Source organism: Deltaproteobacteria bacterium (genome assembly GCA_021737785.1).
Classification (GTDB): domain Bacteria; phylum Desulfobacterota; class DSM-4660; order Desulfatiglandales; family Desulfatiglandaceae; genus AUK324.
Map to the genome: position 1 here is coordinate 20499 of JAIPDI010000011.1, position 21014 is coordinate 41512.

The 21014-nt window shown below is 54.1% G+C and carries 21 protein-coding genes; 12 read left to right on the forward strand and 9 right to left on the reverse strand.

The features are described from left to right. Positions 1-13: 13 nt before the first annotated feature. From rpmE to K9N21_07460, 5 genes are all read left to right on the forward strand, one after another. The gene (rpmE, locus tag K9N21_07440) at positions 14-247 is read left to right on the forward strand and encodes a 50S ribosomal protein L31 (protein ID MCF8143735.1); all 234 of its coding nucleotides are present in this window, start codon (positions 14-16) and stop codon (positions 245-247) included. Positions 248-541: 294 nt separating this feature from the next. Next, the gene (gene prfA / locus K9N21_07445; protein MCF8143736.1) at positions 542-1612 is read left to right on the forward strand and encodes a peptide chain release factor 1; all 1071 of its coding nucleotides are present in this window, start codon (positions 542-544) and stop codon (positions 1610-1612) included. A 7-nt stretch (positions 1613-1619) separates the two neighbouring features. After that, positions 1620-2507 (forward strand): peptide chain release factor N(5)-glutamine methyltransferase, encoded by an 888-nt coding sequence (prmC, locus tag K9N21_07450; GenBank protein MCF8143737.1) that lies wholly within the window; start codon positions 1620-1622, stop codon positions 2505-2507. A 73-nt stretch (positions 2508-2580) separates the two neighbouring features. Beyond that, the gene (locus K9N21_07455; GenBank protein ID MCF8143738.1) at positions 2581-4455 is read left to right on the forward strand and encodes a GNAT family N-acetyltransferase; all 1875 of its coding nucleotides are present in this window, start codon (positions 2581-2583) and stop codon (positions 4453-4455) included. A 22-nt stretch (positions 4456-4477) separates the two neighbouring features. Continuing rightward, entirely contained in the window at positions 4478-5017 is a 540-nt protein-coding gene (locus K9N21_07460) for a hypothetical protein (GenBank protein MCF8143739.1), read from the forward strand. Here K9N21_07460 and K9N21_07465 read toward each other — a convergent pair. Further along, entirely contained in the window at positions 4999-5256 is a 258-nt protein-coding gene (locus K9N21_07465) for a hypothetical protein (protein MCF8143740.1), read from the reverse strand. The two genes, K9N21_07460 and K9N21_07465, sit on opposite strands and share 19 nt — an antisense overlap. A gap of 319 nt (positions 5257-5575) precedes the next feature. On the opposite strand from K9N21_07465, the gene K9N21_07470 reads away from it, so the two are divergent. Both K9N21_07470 and K9N21_07475 read left to right on the forward strand, forming a co-directional pair. Further along, positions 5576-6208 (forward strand): methyltransferase, encoded by a 633-nt coding sequence (locus K9N21_07470; GenBank protein MCF8143741.1) that lies wholly within the window; start codon positions 5576-5578, stop codon positions 6206-6208. Between the two features lie 62 nt (positions 6209-6270). Continuing rightward, positions 6271-7338 (forward strand): aminopeptidase, encoded by a 1068-nt coding sequence (locus K9N21_07475; protein ID MCF8143742.1) that lies wholly within the window; start codon positions 6271-6273, stop codon positions 7336-7338. On the opposite strand, the gene K9N21_07480 is transcribed toward K9N21_07475, so the two are convergent. Genes K9N21_07480 through K9N21_07490 form a run of 3 tightly spaced genes read right to left on the reverse strand, consistent with a single transcriptional unit; the run spans position 7329 to position 8884 of the window. After that, the gene (locus K9N21_07480; GenBank protein ID MCF8143743.1) at positions 7329-8039 is read right to left on the reverse strand and encodes an enoyl-CoA hydratase/isomerase family protein; all 711 of its coding nucleotides are present in this window, start codon (positions 8037-8039) and stop codon (positions 7329-7331) included. The two genes, K9N21_07475 and K9N21_07480, sit on opposite strands and share 10 nt — an antisense overlap. Then, the gene (locus tag K9N21_07485) at positions 8011-8508 is read right to left on the reverse strand and encodes an ATP-binding protein (protein ID MCF8143744.1); all 498 of its coding nucleotides are present in this window, start codon (positions 8506-8508) and stop codon (positions 8011-8013) included. The genes K9N21_07480 and K9N21_07485 overlap by 29 nt, the downstream gene beginning before the upstream one ends. A gap of 40 nt (positions 8509-8548) precedes the next feature. Further along, positions 8549-8884 carry an STAS domain-containing protein gene (locus tag K9N21_07490; GenBank protein MCF8143745.1) on the reverse strand — a complete coding sequence of 112 codons (336 nt, stop codon included), beginning with the start codon at positions 8882-8884 and terminating at the stop codon, positions 8549-8551. A 234-nt stretch (positions 8885-9118) separates the two neighbouring features. On the opposite strand from K9N21_07490, the gene hisI reads away from it, so the two are divergent. From hisI to K9N21_07505, 3 genes are read left to right on the forward strand one after another with little or no spacing between them, the layout of a single operon-like run. Next, a complete protein-coding gene (hisI, locus tag K9N21_07495; GenBank protein ID MCF8143746.1) occupies positions 9119-9520 on the forward strand; it encodes a phosphoribosyl-AMP cyclohydrolase in 402 nt (133 codons plus the stop codon). After that, positions 9517-10389, forward strand: coding sequence for an ATP phosphoribosyltransferase (gene hisG / locus K9N21_07500; GenBank protein ID MCF8143747.1), 873 nt, complete (start codon positions 9517-9519; stop codon positions 10387-10389). Before hisI ends, hisG begins: the two co-directional genes overlap by 4 nt. Continuing rightward, entirely contained in the window at positions 10389-11534 is a 1146-nt protein-coding gene (locus tag K9N21_07505; GenBank protein MCF8143748.1) for a pyridoxal phosphate-dependent aminotransferase, read from the forward strand. Before hisG ends, K9N21_07505 begins: the two co-directional genes overlap by 1 nt. 23 nt (positions 11535-11557) lie before the next feature. Here the strand turns inward: K9N21_07505 and K9N21_07510 are convergent, their stop codons facing one another. The 4 genes from K9N21_07510 to K9N21_07525 all read right to left on the reverse strand — a co-directional run bounded on the left by K9N21_07510 (position 11558) and on the right by K9N21_07525 (position 16816). Further along, positions 11558-11947, reverse strand: coding sequence for a hypothetical protein (locus K9N21_07510; protein MCF8143749.1), 390 nt, complete (start codon positions 11945-11947; stop codon positions 11558-11560). Between the two features lie 421 nt (positions 11948-12368). After that, positions 12369-14960: a [protein-PII] uridylyltransferase gene (glnD, locus tag K9N21_07515; protein MCF8143750.1), complete on the reverse strand. Its 2592-nt coding sequence runs from the start codon at positions 14958-14960 to the stop codon at positions 12369-12371. 191 nt (positions 14961-15151) lie between these two features. Then, a complete protein-coding gene (locus K9N21_07520) occupies positions 15152-15490 on the reverse strand; it encodes a P-II family nitrogen regulator (GenBank protein MCF8143751.1) in 339 nt (112 codons plus the stop codon). 105 nt (positions 15491-15595) lie between these two features. Continuing rightward, positions 15596-16816 (reverse strand): ammonium transporter, encoded by a 1221-nt coding sequence (locus tag K9N21_07525; protein MCF8143752.1) that lies wholly within the window; start codon positions 16814-16816, stop codon positions 15596-15598. Positions 16817-17638: 822 nt separating this feature from the next. Between K9N21_07525 and K9N21_07530 the strand changes: the two genes are divergently transcribed. Together K9N21_07530 and dinB are read left to right on the forward strand one after the other, a co-directional pair. Then, positions 17639-18790 (forward strand): trypsin-like peptidase domain-containing protein, encoded by a 1152-nt coding sequence (locus tag K9N21_07530; GenBank protein ID MCF8143753.1) that lies wholly within the window; start codon positions 17639-17641, stop codon positions 18788-18790. A 165-nt stretch (positions 18791-18955) separates the two neighbouring features. Next, positions 18956-20140, forward strand: coding sequence for a DNA polymerase IV (gene dinB / locus K9N21_07535; protein MCF8143754.1), 1185 nt, complete (start codon positions 18956-18958; stop codon positions 20138-20140). Positions 20141-20296: 156 nt separating this feature from the next. Here dinB and K9N21_07540 read toward each other — a convergent pair whose 3' ends face one another. Then, a complete protein-coding gene (locus K9N21_07540; GenBank protein MCF8143755.1) occupies positions 20297-20980 on the reverse strand; it encodes a GNAT family N-acetyltransferase in 684 nt (227 codons plus the stop codon). Between the last annotated feature and the right edge of the window lie 34 nt (positions 20981-21014).

Below are 21014 nucleotides of genomic sequence, written 5' to 3' on the forward strand. Positions count from 1 at the left end.
GGAGAAATGAAAGATGAAAAAAGGAATCCATCCGGAATACTACAGAACCACTGTTCGTTGTGCATGCGGCAATGAATTTGAGACCGGCTCCACTGTGAAAGAAATCAATGTGGAAATCTGTTCAAAATGTCATCCGTTTTTTACGGGCAAACAGAAACTGGTAGATTCAGCGGGAAGGGTAGAACGCTTCAGAAAAAAGTACGCCACGTTCAACCAGGCAAAGTCCGAAAGCAAGGCTGCCGGCTAAGATACGGCGCCCTGTTGGCTGGATCGATGTCGGGGCCTCAGACTCTCCTCCCCCAATTCCTGCCTGATTGTTTCGCCCGACGGCTCTGGTGAAAAGCTGGGTCGCCTTCTCTGCAAGAACCCAGCAATGGTGCCTCCGCCGGAAGAAATTTGAAAAATCGACCCGTGTCCTCTTTGCCGGCAGAGTGTTGATAAATGTCAGGCAGGGTGGGGTGACACAGGGATTATCGCATCGGATAAGACCGGACGTGAGGGCCTCTGGGCAGCGTCGGAAATGATCTTGAGGTGTGTGGTGATGTTTGCCAAAGTCGAAGAAATTGAAGAGCGCTATAATGAGCTGGAGGCCGATCTGGGGCGTCCCGAGGTTATCCGGGATCAAAAGACGTATCAGAGCTATGCCAAGGAACGGAGTATGCTTGCGCCCATCGTGAAGAGCTTTCGGGAATTCAAAGCGCTTCAGGTGGAAATCGCAAACAATCGATCGTTGCTGGACGATTCCGACGCTGAAATCCGACACCTGGCCAGGGAAGAGATGGATGCATTAGAAGCAAAGCGCTCAGAGATAGAACGGGAATTGAAGATTCTGCTGATCCCCAAGAATCCGAATGACGATAAGAACATCCTCCTGGAAATACGGGCGGGTACGGGCGGGGAGGAAGCGGCACTTTTCGCCGCCGACCTCTTCAGGATGTACAGCCGCTACGCCGAACTGAAGGGATGGAAAACGGAAATCCTCAGCCAGCACCTGACAGGCATCGGGGGAATCAAAGAGATCATCGTCTTGGTGGAGGGGCAACGCGTATACAGTCGGCTCAAATATGAGAGCGGGGTCCATCGGGTCCAGCGCGTACCCGAGACTGAGACCCAGGGCAGAATACATACTTCGGCGGTCACCGTGGCGATTCTTCCGGAAGCCGAGGAGATCGATGTGGAAATCGACCCCGAGGATCTGCGGATAGATTTGTACCGTTCATCAGGACCCGGCGGGCAACATGTCAATAAGACGGCTTCTGCAGTCCGTCTCACGCATCTCCCCACCGGGCTCGTCGTGACCTGTCAGGATGAAAAATCTCAGCACAAGAATAAGGCAAAGGCGATGAAGGTCCTGAGATCCCGACTTTTGGATATAGAGACCTCCGAGCAGCAATCCAAAATCTCCGAAGAACGACGGACCATGGTAGGTTCCGGAGACAGGAGTGAGCGGATCAGGACCTATAATTATCCTCAGGCCCGGGTCACGGATCACAGGATCGGCCTTACCCTCTACAAATTGGATGCCCTTTTACAAGGGGAGCTGGACCTTGTTATCGACCCCCTGATTACTCACTTTCAGACGGACGCGCTCAAAAAGACCAACGGAAACTGAGCCTTAAATGTCTTCCAAGACATGGCACATAAAAGATCTCCTCAAAGTATCGAGCGACTATCTGAAAGACAAGGGAATCGAAAACCCCCGTCTGAACGCCGAAGTGCTCCTCGCCCACCAGCTCCATGTGGAACGGGTGGGGCTCTATCTTAACTTCGACCAGCCGCTCACCGAAACCGAACTTTCCGCTTATCGTTCTCTCATCAAACGGCGGATCGATCACGAGCCTCTCCAGTATATCACAGGGACACAGGAGTTCTGGTCCCTCAGCTTTGCGGTGGACCGGAGGGTTCTCATCCCGAGGCCTGAGACCGAAATCATTGTAGAACAGGCTGTCATCCTTGAAAAAAATTCTACGATAGAAGATCCATCCATCGAGATCCTCGATCTGGGTACGGGGTGTGGGGCCATTGCCATTTCCCTGGCCAAAGAAATCCCCTGCGCCTCGGTCCGGGCCACGGACATATCCGAACAGGCCCTGGGTGTTGCCCGACGAAATGCGCTGAAGCACGGCCTGTCGGACAGAATCCGCTTTTGCCGGGGAGATCTGTGGGAACCCCTTGTGAAAGGGGTTGACAAATTTGATATGATTGTCTCCAACCCTCCTTACGTCTCTACTGCGGAATACGACCACTTATCTCCGGAGATTCGCGATTATGAGCCCCGGCAGGCGTTGGATGGGGGGGAAGAAGGTATGTTTTACCTGGAAAGGATCATTCACGGGGCGCACGATTTCCTGAATCCCGGAGGATGGATCATTCTGGAAATGGCGCCCCGGCAGACGCAAAAGGCCCTTGACATCATCGCCCGAACAGGGAAGTACCGACAGGAGACCCGGATCAAGGACTACAGCCGCGCGTACCGGGTGGTGATGGCGCAGGGATTGAGGAATTGAGGAATCGGGGTGGTTTTGTTGATGCTAATTCCTGAATCCCTGAATTCGGAATTCTAAATTATCAGGTGTATCCATGTCTGTATCAGAAAAAAAGAGCTGGGAATCCAAACTGGTAACGCCCGGCGAGATCCTTTCGAACATCCGGCCCGGCATGAGCATTTTTCTGGGGACCGGCGTGGCAGAGCCGAGGACCCTGGTGAAAAGCGTGATGGCATCCGACGCCGGAAACCTCCGCGATCTGGAGTTCATACAACTGGTGAGTTTCGGGCAGGCCGTATCCATTTCAGAAGAAAACACGCAGAAATTTCGGCTCAAGACCTTTTTTGCCGGGTGGGTGGCCAGCGAGGCGATTACCGCCGGACGGATAGATCTTATCCCCACCCCCTTCTCCAGGATTCCACATCTCATGGAATCCGGAATCATCGGGATCGACGCGGCCTTTATCCAGATCACGCCCCCTGATGATTGGGGATATTGCAGCTTGGGGCCTTCAGTGGACGCCGCAAGGCAGGCCATGGCCCAGGCCTCATTGGTGGTTGGTGAGATCAATGATCGGGCCCCCCGAACGCTGGGCGACACATTCGTTCACATCGATGACTTTGATTATCTTGTTCAGGCCACCGAGCCTCCCATCTATTTTCCACGCTGGCCGGTGGATGAGGTATTTGAAAAGGTGGCAGCCAATGTGGCGTATTTGATTCCGGATGGTAGCTGCATCGCCTTTTCCGTAGGCCCCCTGTTCGATGCCTTGGCACGCCAGCTGAAGAAAAAACGGCATCTGGGGATCCATTCTCCTTTTTTTACCGACGCCTTGATGGACCTGGTCAAGAGCGGTGCCGTGAGCAATCGGCGCAAGGGTGTTTTCCTGGGCAAATCGGTCACTGCCTATGCGATCGGTACAGAAGAGCTGATGCGCTGGCTGCACCGCAATCCATTGATAGAATTTCAGGGGATCGATGTGGTGGCGGATCCCATGACAATCGGAGCCAATGACCATTTCATTGTAGTCCTGCCGGCCCGGAAGGTGGATCTTACCGGCCGCATTGCCCTGCACACCGGGAAGGGGAATGTGGGGGCCGGACCGGGGGAGGCCCAGGAATTCTTCAGCGGGGCGGCCTTTTCCAGAGGAGGACGAACCATTTTTGCCCTGCCCAGCCGCAACCTGAAAAGCCAAGCCAATATTGTCATTTCGGTGGAAGATTACCCCAGCCAGTTTTCCAACAGGGAATCCCTGGACTTGGTGGTGACGGAATATGGGGTCGCCTCCATGACGGGAAGGACGACCCGTGAGCGCGCCCTGGCACTCATCGATATTGCCCACCCCGCTGATCGGGCAGAGCTGGTGCGGCTTGCCAAGGAAAGGCATCTATTGTTTCCTGACCAGCTCTACCTGGCGGAATCAGGACACCTTTACCCTGATGAACTGGCCTGCGACCATCTCTTCAGTGGAGGGCTTTGCGTTCGTTTCCGGGCGATCAAACCTTCGGATGTGGATGAAATGAGACGCCTTTTTTATCGGTTTTCGGATACCGCGGTCTATTACCGTTACTTTTCTCCGATAAAGACCATGCCCCACGCGAAGATGCAGGAGTATGTGAATATCGATTACAGGAAGACCATGTCCATGGTGGGATTGGTGGGTGAGCCGGGAGAGGGGCGCATCATTGCCGAGGCGCGGTATGTCCACCTGCACGACATCCCCTATGCGGATGTGGCCTTTGTCGTGGATGAGAATTATCAGGGAAAAGGGATTGCAACATTCCTCTTTGAAATGCTCGCGAAAATCGCCAAGAACAGAGGAATCGAGGGGTTCAGGGCCGATGTGCTGGCCACCAATACATCCATGTTGAAGGTGTTTGAATCAGCGGCTGAGGGGCCTATCCAGGCGGTTATGGAAGGCGGCGTGTACCAGCTCACCATCCCTTTTCTTGAAAAAGAGGATCAGTGATAACCGGGGGAGCGGGGACACCATGTCGCAGGTAATTGATCTGGAAAAAGGGAGGCTCCAGTTGGCGGTGCGACGGGGCTTTCGGAACTGGGCAAGCCGGTTCAGGGAGGATTTCGGGTCTGATACCCGGCTGTGTGATATCTCCTTAAAAACTCTCTCCTGTCTGGCGCAGGGAAAAGATAAAGGCGCCTTTTACCTGTATGATCTGATCATGAGCCTCAAAGGACTGGGTTCGGGATTCGAATTTCATGAGTTGGATCCAAAAAAGAAGATGGCCATAATGGATCTGCATCTGTTTCTGCTGGATCGCATCCGGTTTGAATGCATGAAAAGACTCGGTTGGCTGGAGGCGTATCCGGGTGAGGAAATTACCCTGGTAGGGCTGATCATGCAGTTTGACAATTTAGCTCCGGGGCTTCAGGCAAAAATACCTCTTCTCAGTCGGGATCACCCTGACTACCCGCGATACGCTGAGGTAAATGCCTTTGATAAAGAAGGCGTTATCAGAAAACTGATCCCCAGGCTCATGAAAGAGATGGAAGGCTACTCCGATACCTTGTAAACTTTGTCTCCTTCTCTGACTTTTTCCCTCACTTTCACCCCCACGAGATCTCCGGCCGTGACTTCATCAACCGGTTGATTGTCGACCTCCATGGTGGCGATCTCTTCTGTAAAATCGGTGGTGTGACCCTTGTATCGCAGCAAATCGCCCTTTTTGATGGATCCGTGCATTACTTCCAGGGCAGCAACCCCCGGCTTGGCAAAAAACTTGACAATTACCCCCACCTGCTCTTCAGTCATGGGAACCCCTCCTTCTTATTATGGTTCAATATTTAGAGGTTGAGCGGGTCTCTCGTTCCCGTGCTCCTGGTCCCGTTCTCACGCTCCAGCCTGGAACGCATACCCGCCTTGGAAGATTCCTGCATCCGTCTGCAGCGGACCTTTTGTCGTTTTTCCAGGAGCCAAAAGTGTTATCCCTTTTAATTATTCCCTTTTCAAGAAATTGTCAAGAGTCGCCGCCCGTTGCCTATTGAAGCCGATGGTGTTTTGTGATATTCAGAGAATCACATCTGTTCAAAGAGCATTTCGACCCGGGACGATAACCTATGAGGAAGTGGGGATGGGTGAAACCACGAGATTCACACGTTATAATGAGTTTAATGGGATCAAGGTCTATTACACCGAAGGTCTGGATGGGGGCGGCGCCGGCTTCGGGCAGGATTATATCGATTTTGTAAGAACGAATTTTTCTCCTCGACCGAGAATCTTTGAATGGTGTTCGGGCCCGGGTTTTATCGGATTTTCCCTCCTGGCCCACGGTCTTTGCGATACCTTATGCCTGGCGGATATCAATCCACTGGCAACAGCGGCCTGTGAAAAAACCATCCGCTTAAATAGACTTGAAGACAAGGTGACGGTATATTTGTCAGATAATCTGACGCGTATACCGCCTTCTGAGAGATGGGATCTGGTGGTCGGAAATCCGCCCCACTTCAAGACGATCTCCACCAAAAAAAGAAGCCCTGAAATTATATACCTGGATAGAGACTGGAAGGTCCACAGGCGTTTTTATGAAGATGTCGGCGCCTTTCTGAATAGGGATGGGGCACTGCTGATTCAGGAAAATACCCTGCGATCGACAACAGCGGATTTCAGGGAGATGATCGAGTCCAACGGGTTTACCATTGTGGATACCCCCATCTGTAAGTCGGATTCAAGATACTATTATATTTGGAGCGTAAAAACCGCATGACCGCACCTCTTTGGAAAATCCAATAATATGAACTCTGGTCTTCTCGAGGCCCCAATCTCTCCGTGACAATATTCGGCATCATTCGAATCCTCCCCATCCTGATCCTGTTCTGCTCGGGATGCGATATCGCCTATCTGTTCCATGCAGCCGCGGGTCAGTTCCATATTCTCAACGATTCGATCCCCATCCAGGCGGCCTTGAATGACAGATCCCTCTCTCCTGATGAACAGGAGCGGCTTCGGTTGGTTGCCAGGATTAAGGCATTCGGGGAAAAAGACCTCGGCTTAAAAGAGACAGACAATTATGAAACCGTTTATCTCTCCTCTTCCGAACGCCCCATTTATACGGTCTCTGCCTCTCCCAAAGACCGTCTCTGTCAAAAGACCTGGTGGTTTCCGTTTGTGGGGGATATCCCCTACTTAGGATTTTTTGACCGGGAAAGGGCCCGGCAGGAGCGGGATCGACTCGCGGCCCAGGATCTGGATGCGTTCATCGGCGTTGCAGATGCGTACAGCACTCTCGGCTGGTTTAAGGACCCTGTCACCCTGAATCTGATCCAGGGGACCACCCCCGATCTGGGGGAGATCATCCTCCATGAAATGACGCACACGACCCTCTATCTCAAGGGACAGAGCCCATTCAACGAAGGTCTGGCAGTCCTGGTAGGCAAGGTGGGCGCGGTTCACTTTTTCGAACACACCTTCGGACCGTTACATCCATTTACCCGGAAGGCAAAGGCGTCCTTGGACGATGAACGACGCTTCTCCGGATTTCTGAATGGGTTGATGGATAAGCTGGAATTTCTTTATGGATCATCCCTGAGCTATGAAGAAAAACTGACCCGGCGGAAAGCCATTTTTTCAAACGCCCTGGAAACCTTCAAAGGCCTTTCAACAGAATTCAAGACAGATCGCTTTTCCCGGTTCGGCCAGGCGCCTCTCAACAATGCGTACCTACAGGCAGTGGGTCTGTATCACCGCCATTTTGATCTCTTTGAATCGGTACTGAAGGCAAAGGGCGGATCGATCAGGGAGGTGCTCTCGTTTTTTGAAGGGCTTGCCAAGGAAAACAACGATCTCCTCAAGGCCACAGCGCTTTGGCTGCAGGGTCGTTCCACCCCTCATACGTAAAACATGCCCGAGGAAATCACCGGCGGATCCTTTATATCGAATGCATGGACAATATCGAGGTACATCCGCTGTTTCATCTCGGCAATCACCTCTCTCCGCTTGTTGAATCCCTTTGCAAAGGAAAGGGCCTCGTTCATGAGGTCATCTATGTGGCATGCCCTGGTGATGATGTGATGGGCCTCGCACTCCTCGGCCGTTGCCCTCTTCCCTGTATAATGAAGTTCCTCCATCTTGTACCGGGGGATGGCCTTACTGATGAGCGCGATCATCCCTGGAAGGAACGGGATCCCCAGATCGACCTCGGGAAAGCAGAAGAAGCCCCGATCAGAGCGCATGAATCGAAAATCAAAGGCACAGCTCATAATGGCGCCCCCTGCAAAGGCATGACCCGATATGGCCGCAATGGTCGGCATCGGGTAGAGGAGGATCCGCTTGAAGAGACGGTTCATGGCATAAAAGAAATCTGTGGCAATATCCCGGTCGCCTTTTTTGATGTAAGGCATCAGCCAGTCCAGGTCGATCCCATTGGAGAATATCTTTTCATGGGAAGCGGTCACTACCAGCGCACGGGCGTCGGTATCCTCGATTTGATCCAGTGCGTGGAGAAATGCCTTCAGAAAGGGCAGATTAAACCGATTCTCCCCGTCATTCATGGTCAACACCGCTACCCCGTCATCCAGTTCGAATTCTATCGCGGCCATGTTGCACCACTCTCCTCTCTATTTTTTGAACTTCGCCGGTGCGCTCCTGTCCCTCAGCCCCCTGGAGATGTTTATGAAAGATCAACCTCAGGATATTGCGGTCTCCTTCCCGCCGATACCAGGCCTCGTCTGACATCTCTTTTACCAAAAACACGCCCAACCCCCCCACGCGTCTGTTATGGATATCTGCGGTGACATCCGGGGCCGGAACATCCAGGATATTGAAGGGAACCCCTGTGTCGGAAAATTCCAGTATCAGTCTGCCATTCTCTGCCCGACACGTAATCGAAACATCTCCCGCCATGTCGGGATAGGCATAGTTGAAGATATTGACGAGGACCTCCTCAGCGGCCAACTCTATCTCCTTGATCCGATGGATCGCAAATCCGGCCGTTTCCGCATGACCGGCCACAAACTGGATCAGCCGTTTCAGATGCTCTATCCTGGCCGGCGAGAATATCTCTGGCATCGGATAATCCCCTTCCTTGAAGGTCCGTCTGTTCAGCGCGCTATATCTCTTTGATGGCGGCGTCTGCGGATTCGCAGATTGGAATGATCGTGCTGAATCCGGAGATTTCGAATACCTCTTTGACCGTATCACGAAGGGAGCAAAGCACGATTTCCCCCTGTTTCGCCTTCAGCTTCTTGGCAATGGTCAGGATGCTTCGAAGCCCTGCGCTGCTGATATATTCAAGTTCCCCCAAATCAACGATGAGATGGATCTCCCCGCTGTTAATCCATTCCAACAGGCGGGTTTCAAATTCCGAGGCCGTTACCGCATCCATCCTTCCGCTGACGGCAATGATGAAACGATCCTTTTCCCTGCCGGTATTCTTTATTTCCATATGCTCCTCCAGATGATCGACTGCAAAATTTGTAGCGATAGTCCCATGCTTTGGTCAACGGTTCAGCCCGCGCAGTATAGAATATCGAATGCCCTCTGTCAAAGCACAAAGCCCTTGGTCGGATATCGGACAGGAGGATCCATTTGGGCGGGCAGGTTCGGAAATTATCTTGATATTTTTCCGGGCTGTGTTAATTTGTTAGATTAAAAAAAATATGATTGGGAAAGGTGTATCATGGTTGAAAAGAAAGAAAGCCCCATCAGGCTGGATTTTGCCAAAGGCGGAGGCCTGTTGCCGGCCATTGCACAGGACTTTGAAACCGGGAAGGTGTTGATGCTCGCCTATATTAACGAAGCCGCATGGCAAAAGACATTGGACAGCGGAGAGGCCCATTACTGGAGCCGCACGCGCCAGGAGATCTGGCACAAGGGGGGCACCTCGGGCCATGTTCAGAAAATCAGGGAGGTTTATGCGGACTGCGACAATGACACGGTCCTCTTCAGGGTGGACCAGATCGGTGGGGCCGCCTGCCATACGGGCCGTGAGACCTGCTTTCATCAGCGGGTGGCGCGTGACGGCAGCGTCATCGTGGTCGGGAAAAAAATATTTGATCCGGAAAAGGTATACGGGAAATGAACAGATTGAAATTCGGCATCCCCAAGGGGAGCCTGCAGAATGCAACGATTCATCTCTTTGAAAAATCAGGGTGGCGGATCAATGTAAATGGCCGGAGCTATTTTCCGGATATTAATGATGAAGAAATCGAATGCGCCATCTGCCGGGCCCAGGAGATGTCCAGGTATGTTGAAAACGGCACGCTGGATGCGGGGCTGACCGGAAGGGACTGGATAGAGGAAAACGAATCCGACGTGGTGATGGTGGACGACCTGGTCTACTCCAAGGTCAGCCAGAAGCCCGCCCGATGGGTCCTGGCCGTGCCGGCCGACTCCCGGATTGAGCGGCTGGAAGATCTTAAGGGGAAGAAGATCGCCACCGAACTGGTCCATTTCACGAAGCGGTTTTTTGCGGAGAGACATATCGACGTGAAGGTGGAGTTCTCATGGGGGGCCACCGAGGCAAAGGTGGTTTCGGGCCTTGCGGATGCCATTGTCGAGGTGACGGAGACCGGGAGCACCATCAAGGCCCACGGCCTCAAGATCCTCTACGACCTGATGGAGACCAACACCCAGTTGATCGCCAATCGGACCGCCTACCAGGATCCCTGGAAAAAGGCCAAGATCGGGCAGGTCATTCTCCTGCTCAAGGGCGCCCTTCGGGCGGAGAACATGGTGGCCCTCAAGATGAATCTGCCCCGGGAACATGTGGAGGAGGTCATCCGTATCCTTCCGAGTCTGAATGCCCCCACCGTGGCCGGGTTGTACAATTCCGACTGGGTATCGGTGGAGACCGTTGTCGATGCAAGGGTGGTTCGGGATCTGATCCCGCAGCTCATGAGTGCCGGGGCCCAGGGGATCATTGAGTATTCCCTGAATAAGGTGATCTGATGGATAGAATAACAAAAAAAGCCAGTGAGATCCCCCCCTTTATCGTGATGGACATCCTTGAACGGGCCCATGCGCTGGAAAGGGAGGGACGGCATATCATCCATCTTGAGATCGGCGAGCCGGATTTCCCCACCCCCGCGTGCATCTGCGATGCGGCGTGCGAGGCCATTCGCAAGGGAGAAACCCATTATACCCACAGCCTCGGCCTCATCGAGCTGCGGGAGGCGATCTGTGCCCATTATCTTGAAAAATACGGTGTCACGGTTGAACCCGACCGAATCCTCGTCTCGTCAGGCACTTCTCCCGCCCTTTTTCTGATATTCGCCGCCCTCCTGGAGACGGGCGATGAGATCCTCATGTCTGACCCGCACTATCCCTGCTATCCCAACTTTGCAGCCTTCCTGGGCGGCCGGGCCGTCCCGATCCGGGCGGAAGAGGAAGAGGGGTTTCAACTTCGGCCTGAGGAGATCCGGAAAAAGATCGGGCCAAAGACAAGGGCCGTTCTCATCAACTCCCCCTCGAATCCCACCGGCAATCTCCTGTCGGCCGATCGGATGGCGGAGATTGCCGGCCTGGGCCCTCCCGTGATATCCGATGAGATCTATCACGGCCTGGTGTATGGAGAAAAGGAACATTCCATCCTTGAGTTTACGGACAATGCCTTTGTATTGAACGGATTTTCCAAGCTCTATGCCATGACCGGATGGCGTCTGGGGTATCTCATCGCTCCCAGGAACTTTGTCCGGCCCTTGCAGAAGATGCAGCAGAATTTCTATATCTCGGCCGGGAGCGTCTCCCAATGGGCGGGCATCGCGGCCCTCACCAAGGCGGGGCCGGATGTGGAGCGGATGAAGGCGGTCTATGATGAGCGGCGCAGGTACATGATCCAGCGGGTCCGGGGACTGGGGTTCGGTCTCAAGGTGGAGCCGGCAGGGGCCTTTTACATGCTGGCCAATGCCAGACACCTTACGGAAAGCTCCTATGATCTGGCCTTTGAGATCCTCGAAAAGGTCGGGGTCGGTGTGTCTCCGGGGGTTGATTTCGGGCAGAATGCCGAAGGGTTTCTGCGGTTTTCCTATGCCAATTCCCTCGAGAACATAAAAGAAGGTCTGGACCGGATCGAGGCATTCCTCGGGCAGCGTTGAACACGGCGGGTCTCGGATCTGCATCAATGATGCCCGCAGCAATCCCCGTCGCAGCATTTGATCGCGCCTGCCATGGCTTGGACCAGACCGGTCTGATCGACGTCATCGATCTGCTTCACCGTGACATTCAAAAAGAACGAATCAAGGGCCATGGCCGATGGCGGAAGCGGCATATGGATATGGCCGAACATCTCCTCCCTCCCCAGGGTACGGACCTTCAACTGGATGATATCTCCGGGGTGTTTATCCAGCAGGGCATATTCAAAAGGGGTGAATCCCCCTGTGCCGATCCCTGTCACCAGTTCGTACAATTGGGGCCCGGAGGTTAAATCCATCTCATTTTCCGCTGTTCCTGCCTCAACCTCTATCATTACCTTTTTGAGACCAGTGACCTTCTGTGGAGCGTCGTTCATAGCCAATTTCCTTTCTATCCCCTCATCCCATGTCAAGGGTTTTGAGCTGTTCGGCCGCCGAATTTTTCCTCGATAGGATGTATTTAGTGCCTGAAGGAAACCCGGAAAATCAAGAAACAGTGAAATATGAGAAGAGGTTCTGTTAATGTAAATTTTGTTCCATCAATTTTCAATTTTCAATTCTTGAATATTCAATTAGTGCCTGAACGGGGTTTTCATTCAAGCACTATTTAACCCCCTTCATAAAGCAAACCATCTGAATAATCAAGACCCAGGCTTGGTTTCTGAGGCAGACATGGGGTCAAAAGGCTGTGTGAGCGGCATCTTGCCAGGACGTTTTGCGGCTGGTGGCAGATCCCGTCTTCAAGGGGGAAGCCGCTCCCGCACGGCTGTTTTTCCATCCCAAGAATTGCCGGCGTGGTCAGCGGAGTTCATACCGCAGTGCGCCCTCAATCTCCCTCAAATGCGCCTCATCCGCGATCTTCTGCCCTTCCAGATCACGTACATAGAATACATCCGCGATCTGATCGCCCTTTGTGGCGATCTTGGCGATCCGGATATCCAGGCGGAGATCGAACAGGGTCTTGGTAATCAGGTGCAGGAGCCCCACCCGGTCATCGGCAAACACCTCGATCAAGGTGAAAAAATCAGAAGACCTGTTGTCGATGACGACCTGAGGGGGTCGGGAGGGCTTTTCATGATTCGACAGAACAGATGACGCCCGCTTCTGGCCCAGGCGGTAGGCCAGGGAGAGCTTCCCCTCGAACGTACGCTCCAGGTCGAGTCTCACCTTGTCCCAGGTAGCTTCCGGGTGGATCGTGTCGAGGGGTTGGGTTGCCTTGAAGATATCCACTGCGGTCCCGTCTCTCCAGGTGTAGATATCGGCGGAAAGGATATTGACGCTGTTTAAGGCCAGCACGCCCGCCATGTCCGCGAAGAGCCCGGGCCTGTCCTCTGCCAGAAAGGTGATGACCGAGCAATCCTCCACAGGGTTCTCCCTGGCCTCCAAGAAGAAAGGATATCCCGTATGTTTGTTCGCCCTGTCCCTCATCCCCAGGACCATTTCAATATGCCGGACAATGTCCCGGGGCGTACTGTTCAGGAGGTACCTCGGAGACATCACCTCAAAGTAAGGGTCCGGGTCCACGCCCTTGTCCAGCAGGGCCGGCTCTCGACGAACCTGATCCATGGTCTCCCGGACCTTTTCCGAGGCGTTCGGGGTTGCCAGCTCTCCCCTCTCAAGGATGTTGAGGACCTTAAAAAAGAGTTCCTGCACCAGATTGGCGATCCAGTCGTTCCAGGCACGGGGCCCGGTTGCCCTGGAATCGGCCCATGTGAGGAGGTAGAGCATTCGGAGCCTCTCAGGGCTTCCGATCAACCGCGCACAGTGGACAACGGATTTTTCATCGCCGAGATCCCTGCGGGTGGCGGTCTCCACCAGGAGGAGATGATGCCGGATCAGAAAGAGGACCTCCTCGGTCGCTTCACCGGGATACCGGAACCGTTTCATGATCCTGCGGGCAATCTCCGCCCCCCTTACCGCGTGTTCCTTTCCGATCTTGCCGATGTCATGAAAGAGACCGGCCAAAAGGAGCGGCTCGGGATCCGGGATTTCCAGAAGAATATCCAGAAGGAATATCTCCTTCTCCCCATGGATGCCCTTGAGATGCCTGACGGTTTCGAGGGAATGCCGGCCGACCGGAAAGGTGTGGTAGGCGTCAAATTGCACCCGGTCGGCGATCCGGGCAAATTCAGGGACAAAGGCCGACAGGAAACCGAGCTCCTGCATCTGGATCAGGACCTCAAAGGTATGACGGCCGTTAATAATCTTGAGGAACCCCCTGACCGCCTCTTTCGATCGTCTGAAACCCTCATCCACAAGGGACAGAAACTCTGAAACCAGTCTGCGCGCCTCCAGGGAGAGGGGGCACCCGGTTCGCGAACTCTCTTCAAACAGGGTCATGAGAAGGAGGGGCTTGGTCAATATTGCGGTGGCTGAGTCGAAGCCGATTTCCCCCTGGTGGACATGAAGGCCCTCTGCGACCTCCACGGGTTCAACCCTTTTCCACAGGCCTCTCTCTCTGGGGAGATGGGCCCTGACAAAGGCGCGGTTCAAGGCCTTGACAGAGGCCATGGCGGCATGGAGATCCCCCATGAACTGTTCCACCGCCAACAGGTCCCTGTGATCCCGGTAGCCGAGTCTCGGGGCGGTCTTTTCCTGGTATTCAAAGTTGAGCCGGTCGTTTTTCCTTCCTGATAATTGATGGAGATGGTTTCGAACGAGCCAGATCAATGTCAGATCATGCCGCAATCCCAGGTATTCATTATGGGAGAGCTTGCCCGTGTATTCCAGGTCTCTTGGCGTCATCAGTTGAAAAAAGGCCTTGGCGATCCAGAGGATGTGATGATAGTCCCTCAACCCTCCGATACCCTCTTTCAGATCGGGCTCCAGGACCACGCTGGCATCCCCGTTGTTTTCCATACGGATCTGATGCAAGTCTTCCAGCCATCTGGCAAAGGCGGTCCTCCTTTTTGCAACGACCTTTTTTTGAATACCGGCCATGAGATCCAGAAAAAGCGGCGAGTCACCGCACAGAAAGCGGGCATCCATCATGGATGTGAGGACCTCGAAATCGTCTTTTGAAAGTCTGAGGCAATCCTTGATGGTGCGGGTCCCATATCCGAGATCAAGGCCCAGGTCCCAGAGGGGATAGAGGATCTCCTCTGTCAATCCCTTGGCCAGTTCCGGGATGTGGGAGCCGAACAGGATCAGGACGTCCACATCCGAATGGAGCGAGAGTTCTTTTCTGCCGTAGCCGCCTACAGCCAAGAGGGCGAACGGGGTCTTGTTGGAGAACAGTCGCTGTCCAGCCCCGCTCTCCACAAGACTTGAGCGGAAGTACTGGTCCACAATCTCGGTATGCCACGCCTGCAGGTCGCCCATTTCCCTGGACGAAGGGAGGCGTGAGATCAGCCGGGTTCTGGACTCCTTGAGTTCTTCAAAAGCGGACATTTCAATTGATGATTGATGATTGTTGATTTATCTCATGTGGATGCAGGCACAGAGATGAAAGTCCCAGGCGTTGCCATTCGACATCAGCTATCAGCCATGAGCGATGGGCTATCAACCAGAATTTGGTCCCGCTGTTGCCGAGATCTGCGTTTCGCTTCGACCGCGACCCGTATCCGGTATCCGGCACCCGGTTAAATCGCCTCTTTTCCGGTCTCCCCCGTACGGATGCGGAGGACCTCCTCCACCGGATACACAAAGACCTTGCCGTCACCGATCTGCCCTGTCCGGGCTCTTTCCTGGATCATCTTGACCGCCTCCGGCACCAGACTCGCCTCCATGACCACCTCGATCTTGACCTTGGACACAAAGTCCACCTGATATTCCGCCCCCCGGTAGACCTCTTTGTGCCCCCTTTGACGGCCGAACCCTTTGACCTCACTGACGGTGAGCCCCCTGACCCCGATACTGGTCAGCCCATCCTTCACATCATCCAATTTAAACGGTTTGATAACGGCTTCTATTTTTTTCATGGTATTCACTCCTTGATCCTATCCACAGATTACGCAGCATTCCTTAATTCCCCGATGCCCAAATTCTTCAATTCCTCAATTCCTCAATTCCTGAATTCCCCTTTTTTAAAAGCTGTATCCCGTCTCATTGTGCAGACTGTTGTCCAATCCCTTGATCTCTTCTTCTTCACTCACCCGAAGGCCGATGATTGCATCGACGGCCTTGAGGATGACCAGCGTCATGACAAATGCAAAGGCCATGGAGGCGATGACCGAGATAAATTGGATCCAGAGCTGCACGGGATTGCCGAAGAAGAGGCCGTCGGCGGCGTTGGGATTGATCGCAGTGCTGGCAAAGAGGCCGGTGGCCAGTGCCCCCCAGGTCCCTCCGACGCCGTGAATGCCGACCACATCCAAAGAATCATCGTATCCCAGCCTCGCCTTCAGGAGTATGCCGCCATAGCAGATGACCCCTGCCACGCCGCCGATGACGACGGCCGACATGGGACTTACGAATCCGGAGGCCGGCGTAATGGCCACCAGCCCTGCCACCGCGCCGCTGGCTGCCCCCAGGGTGGTGGGTTCCCCCCTGTGGCGCCATTCCATGAATATCCAGGTCAGGGCCGCAACCCCGGAGGCCACATGGGTAACCACGAAGGCATTGACCGCCAGTCCGTCACAGGCAAGGGCGCTCCCTGCATTAAACCCGAACCACCCGAACCAGAGGATCGCCGCGCCGGTGATGGTCATGGGGAGGTTATGGGGGATATAGGCGGTGGTCCCATAGCCGTATCGCCTTCCGATAATCAGGGCTGCAGCAAGGGCCGATGCGCCTGAACTGATATGCACCACGGTTCCTCCGGCAAAGTCGAGCGCCCCCATGCGGCCCATCCATCCCCCGACCCCCCAAACCCAGTGGGCGAGGGGATTGTAGACAAAGGTGCTCCACAGGAGGGCGAAGAGGAGAAATGCGCTGAATTTCATCCGTTCTGCAACGGCCCCGGTAATCAACCCCACGGTGATGATGGCAAACATGCACTGGAATATCATGAAGGCAAGATGCGGGATTGTGGTCCCATAGTCAGGGCTGGGGGTCATGCCCACGCCGTTCAGTCCCAACCATTCCAGTCCGCCGATGAGGCCGGCATGGTCTGTTCCAAACGAGAGAGAATATCCCCACAGTACCCACTCCAACGTAATCAGGCCCAGAAGAATAAAGCTTTGCATAAGGGTCCCCAGTACGTTTTTGTGGCGCACCATCCCTCCATAGAAAAGGGCAAGGCCCGGCGTCATGAACATCACCAAGGCTGCCGACATCAATACAAAAGCGGTGTCTCCAGTATCCATCCTCTGATCCCTCCTAGATTTTTTTTAAATAGGAAAAGCAACATATATGCCATGGACCTTCCAATTTATAAAGATTGCAATATCAATGAGTTATGGGCCTGAGGAGGAATTGAGCGATAAGCGTCAAAAACATTTTTGTATTCTATGGATAATTTTAATACAAAATTGTTACTATTCTAAATGCTTTCACCGGTGGGGTATACTGCACGCTTGGCCTTTCATCTTTCGGCACGATTCCGGCCGGAATCCAGAAATGCGGCGGACTGGATTCCGGCTAAGGGCATGCCGGAATGACGGGACAGCACACAGCCGTTTTGGTTGCGGTTATCCGCTTTGGAATTATCCCGACGGAATCTCGGTCTAGAACTTCAGAGAAAAAAGCAAAGAAGGGAAAAGGGGCGGGATTTGAGTTGACGGAAAGATGTTGGAAATGTAATCGTGGAAATGGACCCGGCGAAAAAAGCGTTCAGCGACAAGGCGGCCTGGCGGCCGCAAGCAAACAGGTTTCACCTAAGTGCTCTGGGTCATAAGTTCGGTGACGTATTGCTCAATTGGATCGTATTTTGATATTCGCTTGCCTGGATTCCTGCCTTTGCAGGAATGACCGGCAATAATGACCTCTTGTCGTCCCGGCGAAGCTTGTCCCGGACTCCGATACGGGAGCCGGGATCCAGGGTGGCAGGGTACGTCATCGCATTTATGCCAACGTGTACTGAGGCCCGGAAGTGTCTTGGACTCCCACGGGCAAACTTCTTCGCACGTTCCAGAGGAGCTACGGACAAATGGCCCAGGATCTGAGTTCTCCCAGGGTTTCCAGTTTCGATGACAAGTGACAAAGCCAAATACATATTGATAGGGGTAATTATCCTTTTGGCCTTTCTGTGGTTCAAGAAGGATGACCCCTCTCGTATTTTCGATTCACGGCCGACCGCGCAATCCCTCGACTATAATGTCCCTGATTCCGGTGGGCAATCCAGGCCAGTGGTGGTCTCTGCGGACGAGAAGATTAATATCGATGTCTTTGAAACGGTCCATCCGGCAGTGGTTAACATCGCCACCACCACCCTCGGCATGAATTTCTGGATGGAGGTCATTCCACAGCAGGGGCAGGGCTCCGGTTTTGTCATCGACAACCGGGGCTATATCATGACCAACAATCATGTGGTTGCCAATGCCCAGAACATCACGGTCACCATGGCCGATGGAAAAAAGATCCAGGCTACCCTGGTGGGCCGGGATCCGGCTTCCGACCTGGCGGTCATCCGGATCCCCTCCCGGGAGGTCCACGCCGTGGCCCGGTTGGCGGATTCCGATGGTATCCGCCCGGGGCAGAAGGCGATTGCCATCGGAAATCCCTTCGGGCTGACCCATACCCTCACCACCGGGATTGTCAGCGCCCTTCACCGGAGCATCCGGACAGGCGAGGGCACCCAGATGGACGACCTGATACAGACCGATGCGGCCATCAATCCGGGAAATTCAGGGGGCCCCCTCCTGAATTCCAACGGAGATGTCATCGGGGTCAACACGGCTATTTTCAGCCTCTCCGGCGGATACCAGGGGATCGGTTTCGCCATACCCATTAATCTGGCAAAGGAGGTTGCCACCCAATTGATTACCTCGGGGAGGGTGGCGAGGCCATGGCTCGGTATTTCGGGTATCTCCATCACGAACGATATCTCAAAAGGTCTTGGCCTCAGTGTGCAGGAAGGTGTCCTGGTGGTTCAGGTCATCCGCGGAGGACCTGCTGATCAGGCAGGCCTGAGGGGTGGAAATCGGGAGGTGGCCATCGGCGGGGTCCGGTTTCATTTAGGGGGCGACATCATCACCGCCATCAATGATCATCCAGTCAGAGGGATGGAACAATTGGTCGAACAGATCAATGGGATGCGGGTGGGAGAGACCCTGACGCTTCATATTGTAAGGGGTGGCCGTCAACTGGAGATCAGGGTATTGTTATCTGAACGGCCGTGATGGGATGGCTGACAGCTGATGGCTGATGGTTTGGCGCTTGAGAATTTGAAACCGGATGGGTGGATGAACAGGACGATCGGGATGAGGGTTTTCTGACCTCCGATTTTCGGCGCAGCGGAAGATCCCTCGAACCCCAGATAAGAAAGTGAAGCGGCATTCCCGGATATGGGACCTGAGACAAGAGACAAATCCATCATCCATTTAGATATGGATGCCTTTTATCCGGCTGTGGAGATGCGGGATTGTCCTGATTTGAAGGGGAAACCCGTCATTGTGGGGGGCGGCAGAGAAAGGGGCGTGGTGTCGTCCGCCTCTTATGAGGCCAGGAAATTCGGCGTCCATTCTGCCCAGCCGATGGCCACCGCCATGCGTCTCTGCCCTCATGGAATCTTTCTTCCAGTCAGGATGTCGCGATACAAAGAGATCTCCACACAGATATTCGAAATCTTCCGCTGTTTCACCCCGTTGGTGGAACCGCTCTCCATAGACGAAGCCTTCCTGGATGTTACCGGTGCAGAGCGGCTCGCGGGTCTGCCGCAGGAAATCGCCTTAAAGATCAAGCAGAAGGTACTTAAGGAGACCGGCCTAACGGTCTCGGCGGGTGTGGCCCCTACCAAATTTGTCGCCAAGATCGCCTCTGACATGGATAAGCCCGACGGATTGACCGTCGTGTCTCCGGAGAGGATCAGAGAATTCCTGGATCCCTTGCCTGTGAATAAGATGTGGGGGGTAGGAAAGGCCACGCAACAGGTCCTGGACCGGCTGGGGGTGCAGACATTTCAGGACCTAAGGAAGATATCCATCTCTATACTGGAGAAAACCTTGGGGCGGCACGGCGTCGCCATGCATTATCTCGCCATGGGGATGGATGATCGGGAGGTGACCCCTGAGCGTGAAGTAAAATCCATCGGCCATGAGGAGACCTTTGACAAGGATATCCTGGACCCGGACAAGGCCAAGGGAGAGATCCTCTCCCTGGCAGGGAGGGTCGCCCGCCGGATGCGTCGCGCGGGCGTCAGAGGACAGACCGTTTCGCTGAAGGTGAAATACGCCGATTTTAAACAGATTACCCGGGCCTTAACCCTTCCTGAACCGGTGGATGACAGCGCAGAGATATATGCCGCGGCCTGCCGTCTACTCGGAAAAACCGAGGTGGGTAGAAGGCCCATACGCCTTATCGGCGTCTCCCTGAGCCAGCTGACCTCCCCTGAAGACGATCCTCAACTTTCTCTCTTCAGCCGGGATAGGGCATCCCTCAAGCGAAAGGAATTGAACACGGCCCTGGACCGGATCTGTGACAAATTCGGCGAAAAGGGCATCCGGCCCGGAACGCTTGTGTCCAAGACATGATGCGGGATGTTGGATTCAGGATACTGTTGTTGGATGCCGGTTGATAAGCTGACAAGTGAAGATGGGTAAGCGCGGCTGCGGGACTCAACAGCTTAATTTCGCTTCCAGCCGGACTCAGCTGTATTGCCTGGTGCTCCCGGGTCTCGCGACTGGGCCTCAGGTTTTTAATTCTTTCTCCATTACCAGCGCATCCTGACCTTCCGGGTAAAAGGCGGTTTTGATTCCGCACGCCACGAAACCGTGTTTGCGGAAAAGCGCCTGGCCCGAGAGATTATCCACGGCGGTGTGAAGGACCATCCTTTCCACATGCCGTTCCTTGGCCTTTCTGATGGTTTCTGCCAGGAGGCGATCCCCCACGCCGTGATTTCGCCCCCAAGGTTCCACCGCAATGGCCAGGAGTTCAGATACCCGGGGTGAAGCGGCTTGGCCCATGATTCTTTCCAGCATTGCGTACCCTGCAATCTTCCTTCCCAGAACAGCCACCATTGTGGCGCCGATGCCTGAGAGGAACCAGTTCGGCAGGAGTGTTTCATAGGGACCATATTGCTGGAAGGCCTTTCGGCTTAAGTTCCGGATAAACTCCGCGTCCGATACCTCGGCCGGCCGGATGGCGATTCGAGTCTTGAAAGGGCCCTGCTTTCCGCGATGCAAGGATTTCGAAGCGGGCCGTCCCCCCTCAACCGCACTCGTTGAGGGCCTGCTCCTGACCTGCCTCAGCCGATCCACCCTTTTCTGCTCGCCATATTTTCCGAACCTTCCGGGATTGCCCATGATGTTGAATTGAAGAATGAAAATTGAGGATTGAAAATTGAAAAAGACCGGAAAAATGCATGTGAACATGACAGAAATCCACAATTGCAGCCTATCATTTTGA

What these genes read in the sequence shown, in the direction of transcription:
- K9N21_07520 (MCF8143751.1), bottom strand. Translation starts at nt 15,490, where the DNA reads ATGAAAAAAATAGAAGCCGTTATCAAACCGTTTAAATTGGATGATGTG.
- K9N21_07505 (MCF8143748.1), top strand. Translation starts at nt 10,389, where the DNA reads ATGGATAGAATAACAAAAAAAGCCAGTGAGATCCCCCCCTTTATCGTG.
- K9N21_07465 (MCF8143740.1), bottom strand. Translation starts at nt 5,256, where the DNA reads ATGACTGAAGAGCAGGTGGGGGTAATTGTCAAGTTTTTTGCCAAGCCG.
- rpmE (MCF8143735.1), top strand. Translation starts at nt 14, where the DNA reads ATGAAAAAAGGAATCCATCCGGAATACTACAGAACCACTGTTCGTTGT.
- K9N21_07480 (MCF8143743.1), bottom strand. Translation starts at nt 8,039, where the DNA reads ATGGCCGCGATAGAATTCGAACTGGATGACGGGGTAGCGGTGTTGACC.
- K9N21_07460 (MCF8143739.1), top strand. Translation starts at nt 4,478, where the DNA reads ATGTCGCAGGTAATTGATCTGGAAAAAGGGAGGCTCCAGTTGGCGGTG.
- K9N21_07485 (MCF8143744.1), bottom strand. Translation starts at nt 8,508, where the DNA reads ATGCCAGAGATATTCTCGCCGGCCAGGATAGAGCATCTGAAACGGCTG.
- K9N21_07525 (MCF8143752.1), bottom strand. Translation starts at nt 16,816, where the DNA reads ATGGATACTGGAGACACCGCTTTTGTATTGATGTCGGCAGCCTTGGTG.
- hisG (MCF8143747.1), top strand. Translation starts at nt 9,517, where the DNA reads ATGAACAGATTGAAATTCGGCATCCCCAAGGGGAGCCTGCAGAATGCA.
- dinB (MCF8143754.1), top strand. Translation starts at nt 18,956, where the DNA reads ATGGGACCTGAGACAAGAGACAAATCCATCATCCATTTAGATATGGAT.
- prmC (MCF8143737.1), top strand. Translation starts at nt 1,620, where the DNA reads ATGTCTTCCAAGACATGGCACATAAAAGATCTCCTCAAAGTATCGAGC.
- hisI (MCF8143746.1), top strand. Translation starts at nt 9,119, where the DNA reads ATGGTTGAAAAGAAAGAAAGCCCCATCAGGCTGGATTTTGCCAAAGGC.
- K9N21_07510 (MCF8143749.1), bottom strand. Translation starts at nt 11,947, where the DNA reads ATGAACGACGCTCCACAGAAGGTCACTGGTCTCAAAAAGGTAATGATA.
- prfA (MCF8143736.1), top strand. Translation starts at nt 542, where the DNA reads ATGTTTGCCAAAGTCGAAGAAATTGAAGAGCGCTATAATGAGCTGGAG.
- K9N21_07540 (MCF8143755.1), bottom strand. Translation starts at nt 20,980, where the DNA reads ATGTTCACATGCATTTTTCCGGTCTTTTTCAATTTTCAATCCTCAATT.
- K9N21_07530 (MCF8143753.1), top strand. Translation starts at nt 17,639, where the DNA reads ATGACAAGTGACAAAGCCAAATACATATTGATAGGGGTAATTATCCTT.
- K9N21_07455 (MCF8143738.1), top strand. Translation starts at nt 2,581, where the DNA reads ATGTCTGTATCAGAAAAAAAGAGCTGGGAATCCAAACTGGTAACGCCC.
- K9N21_07490 (MCF8143745.1), bottom strand. Translation starts at nt 8,884, where the DNA reads ATGGAAATAAAGAATACCGGCAGGGAAAAGGATCGTTTCATCATTGCC.
- K9N21_07470 (MCF8143741.1), top strand. Translation starts at nt 5,576, where the DNA reads ATGGGTGAAACCACGAGATTCACACGTTATAATGAGTTTAATGGGATC.
- glnD (MCF8143750.1), bottom strand. Translation starts at nt 14,960, where the DNA reads ATGTCCGCTTTTGAAGAACTCAAGGAGTCCAGAACCCGGCTGATCTCA.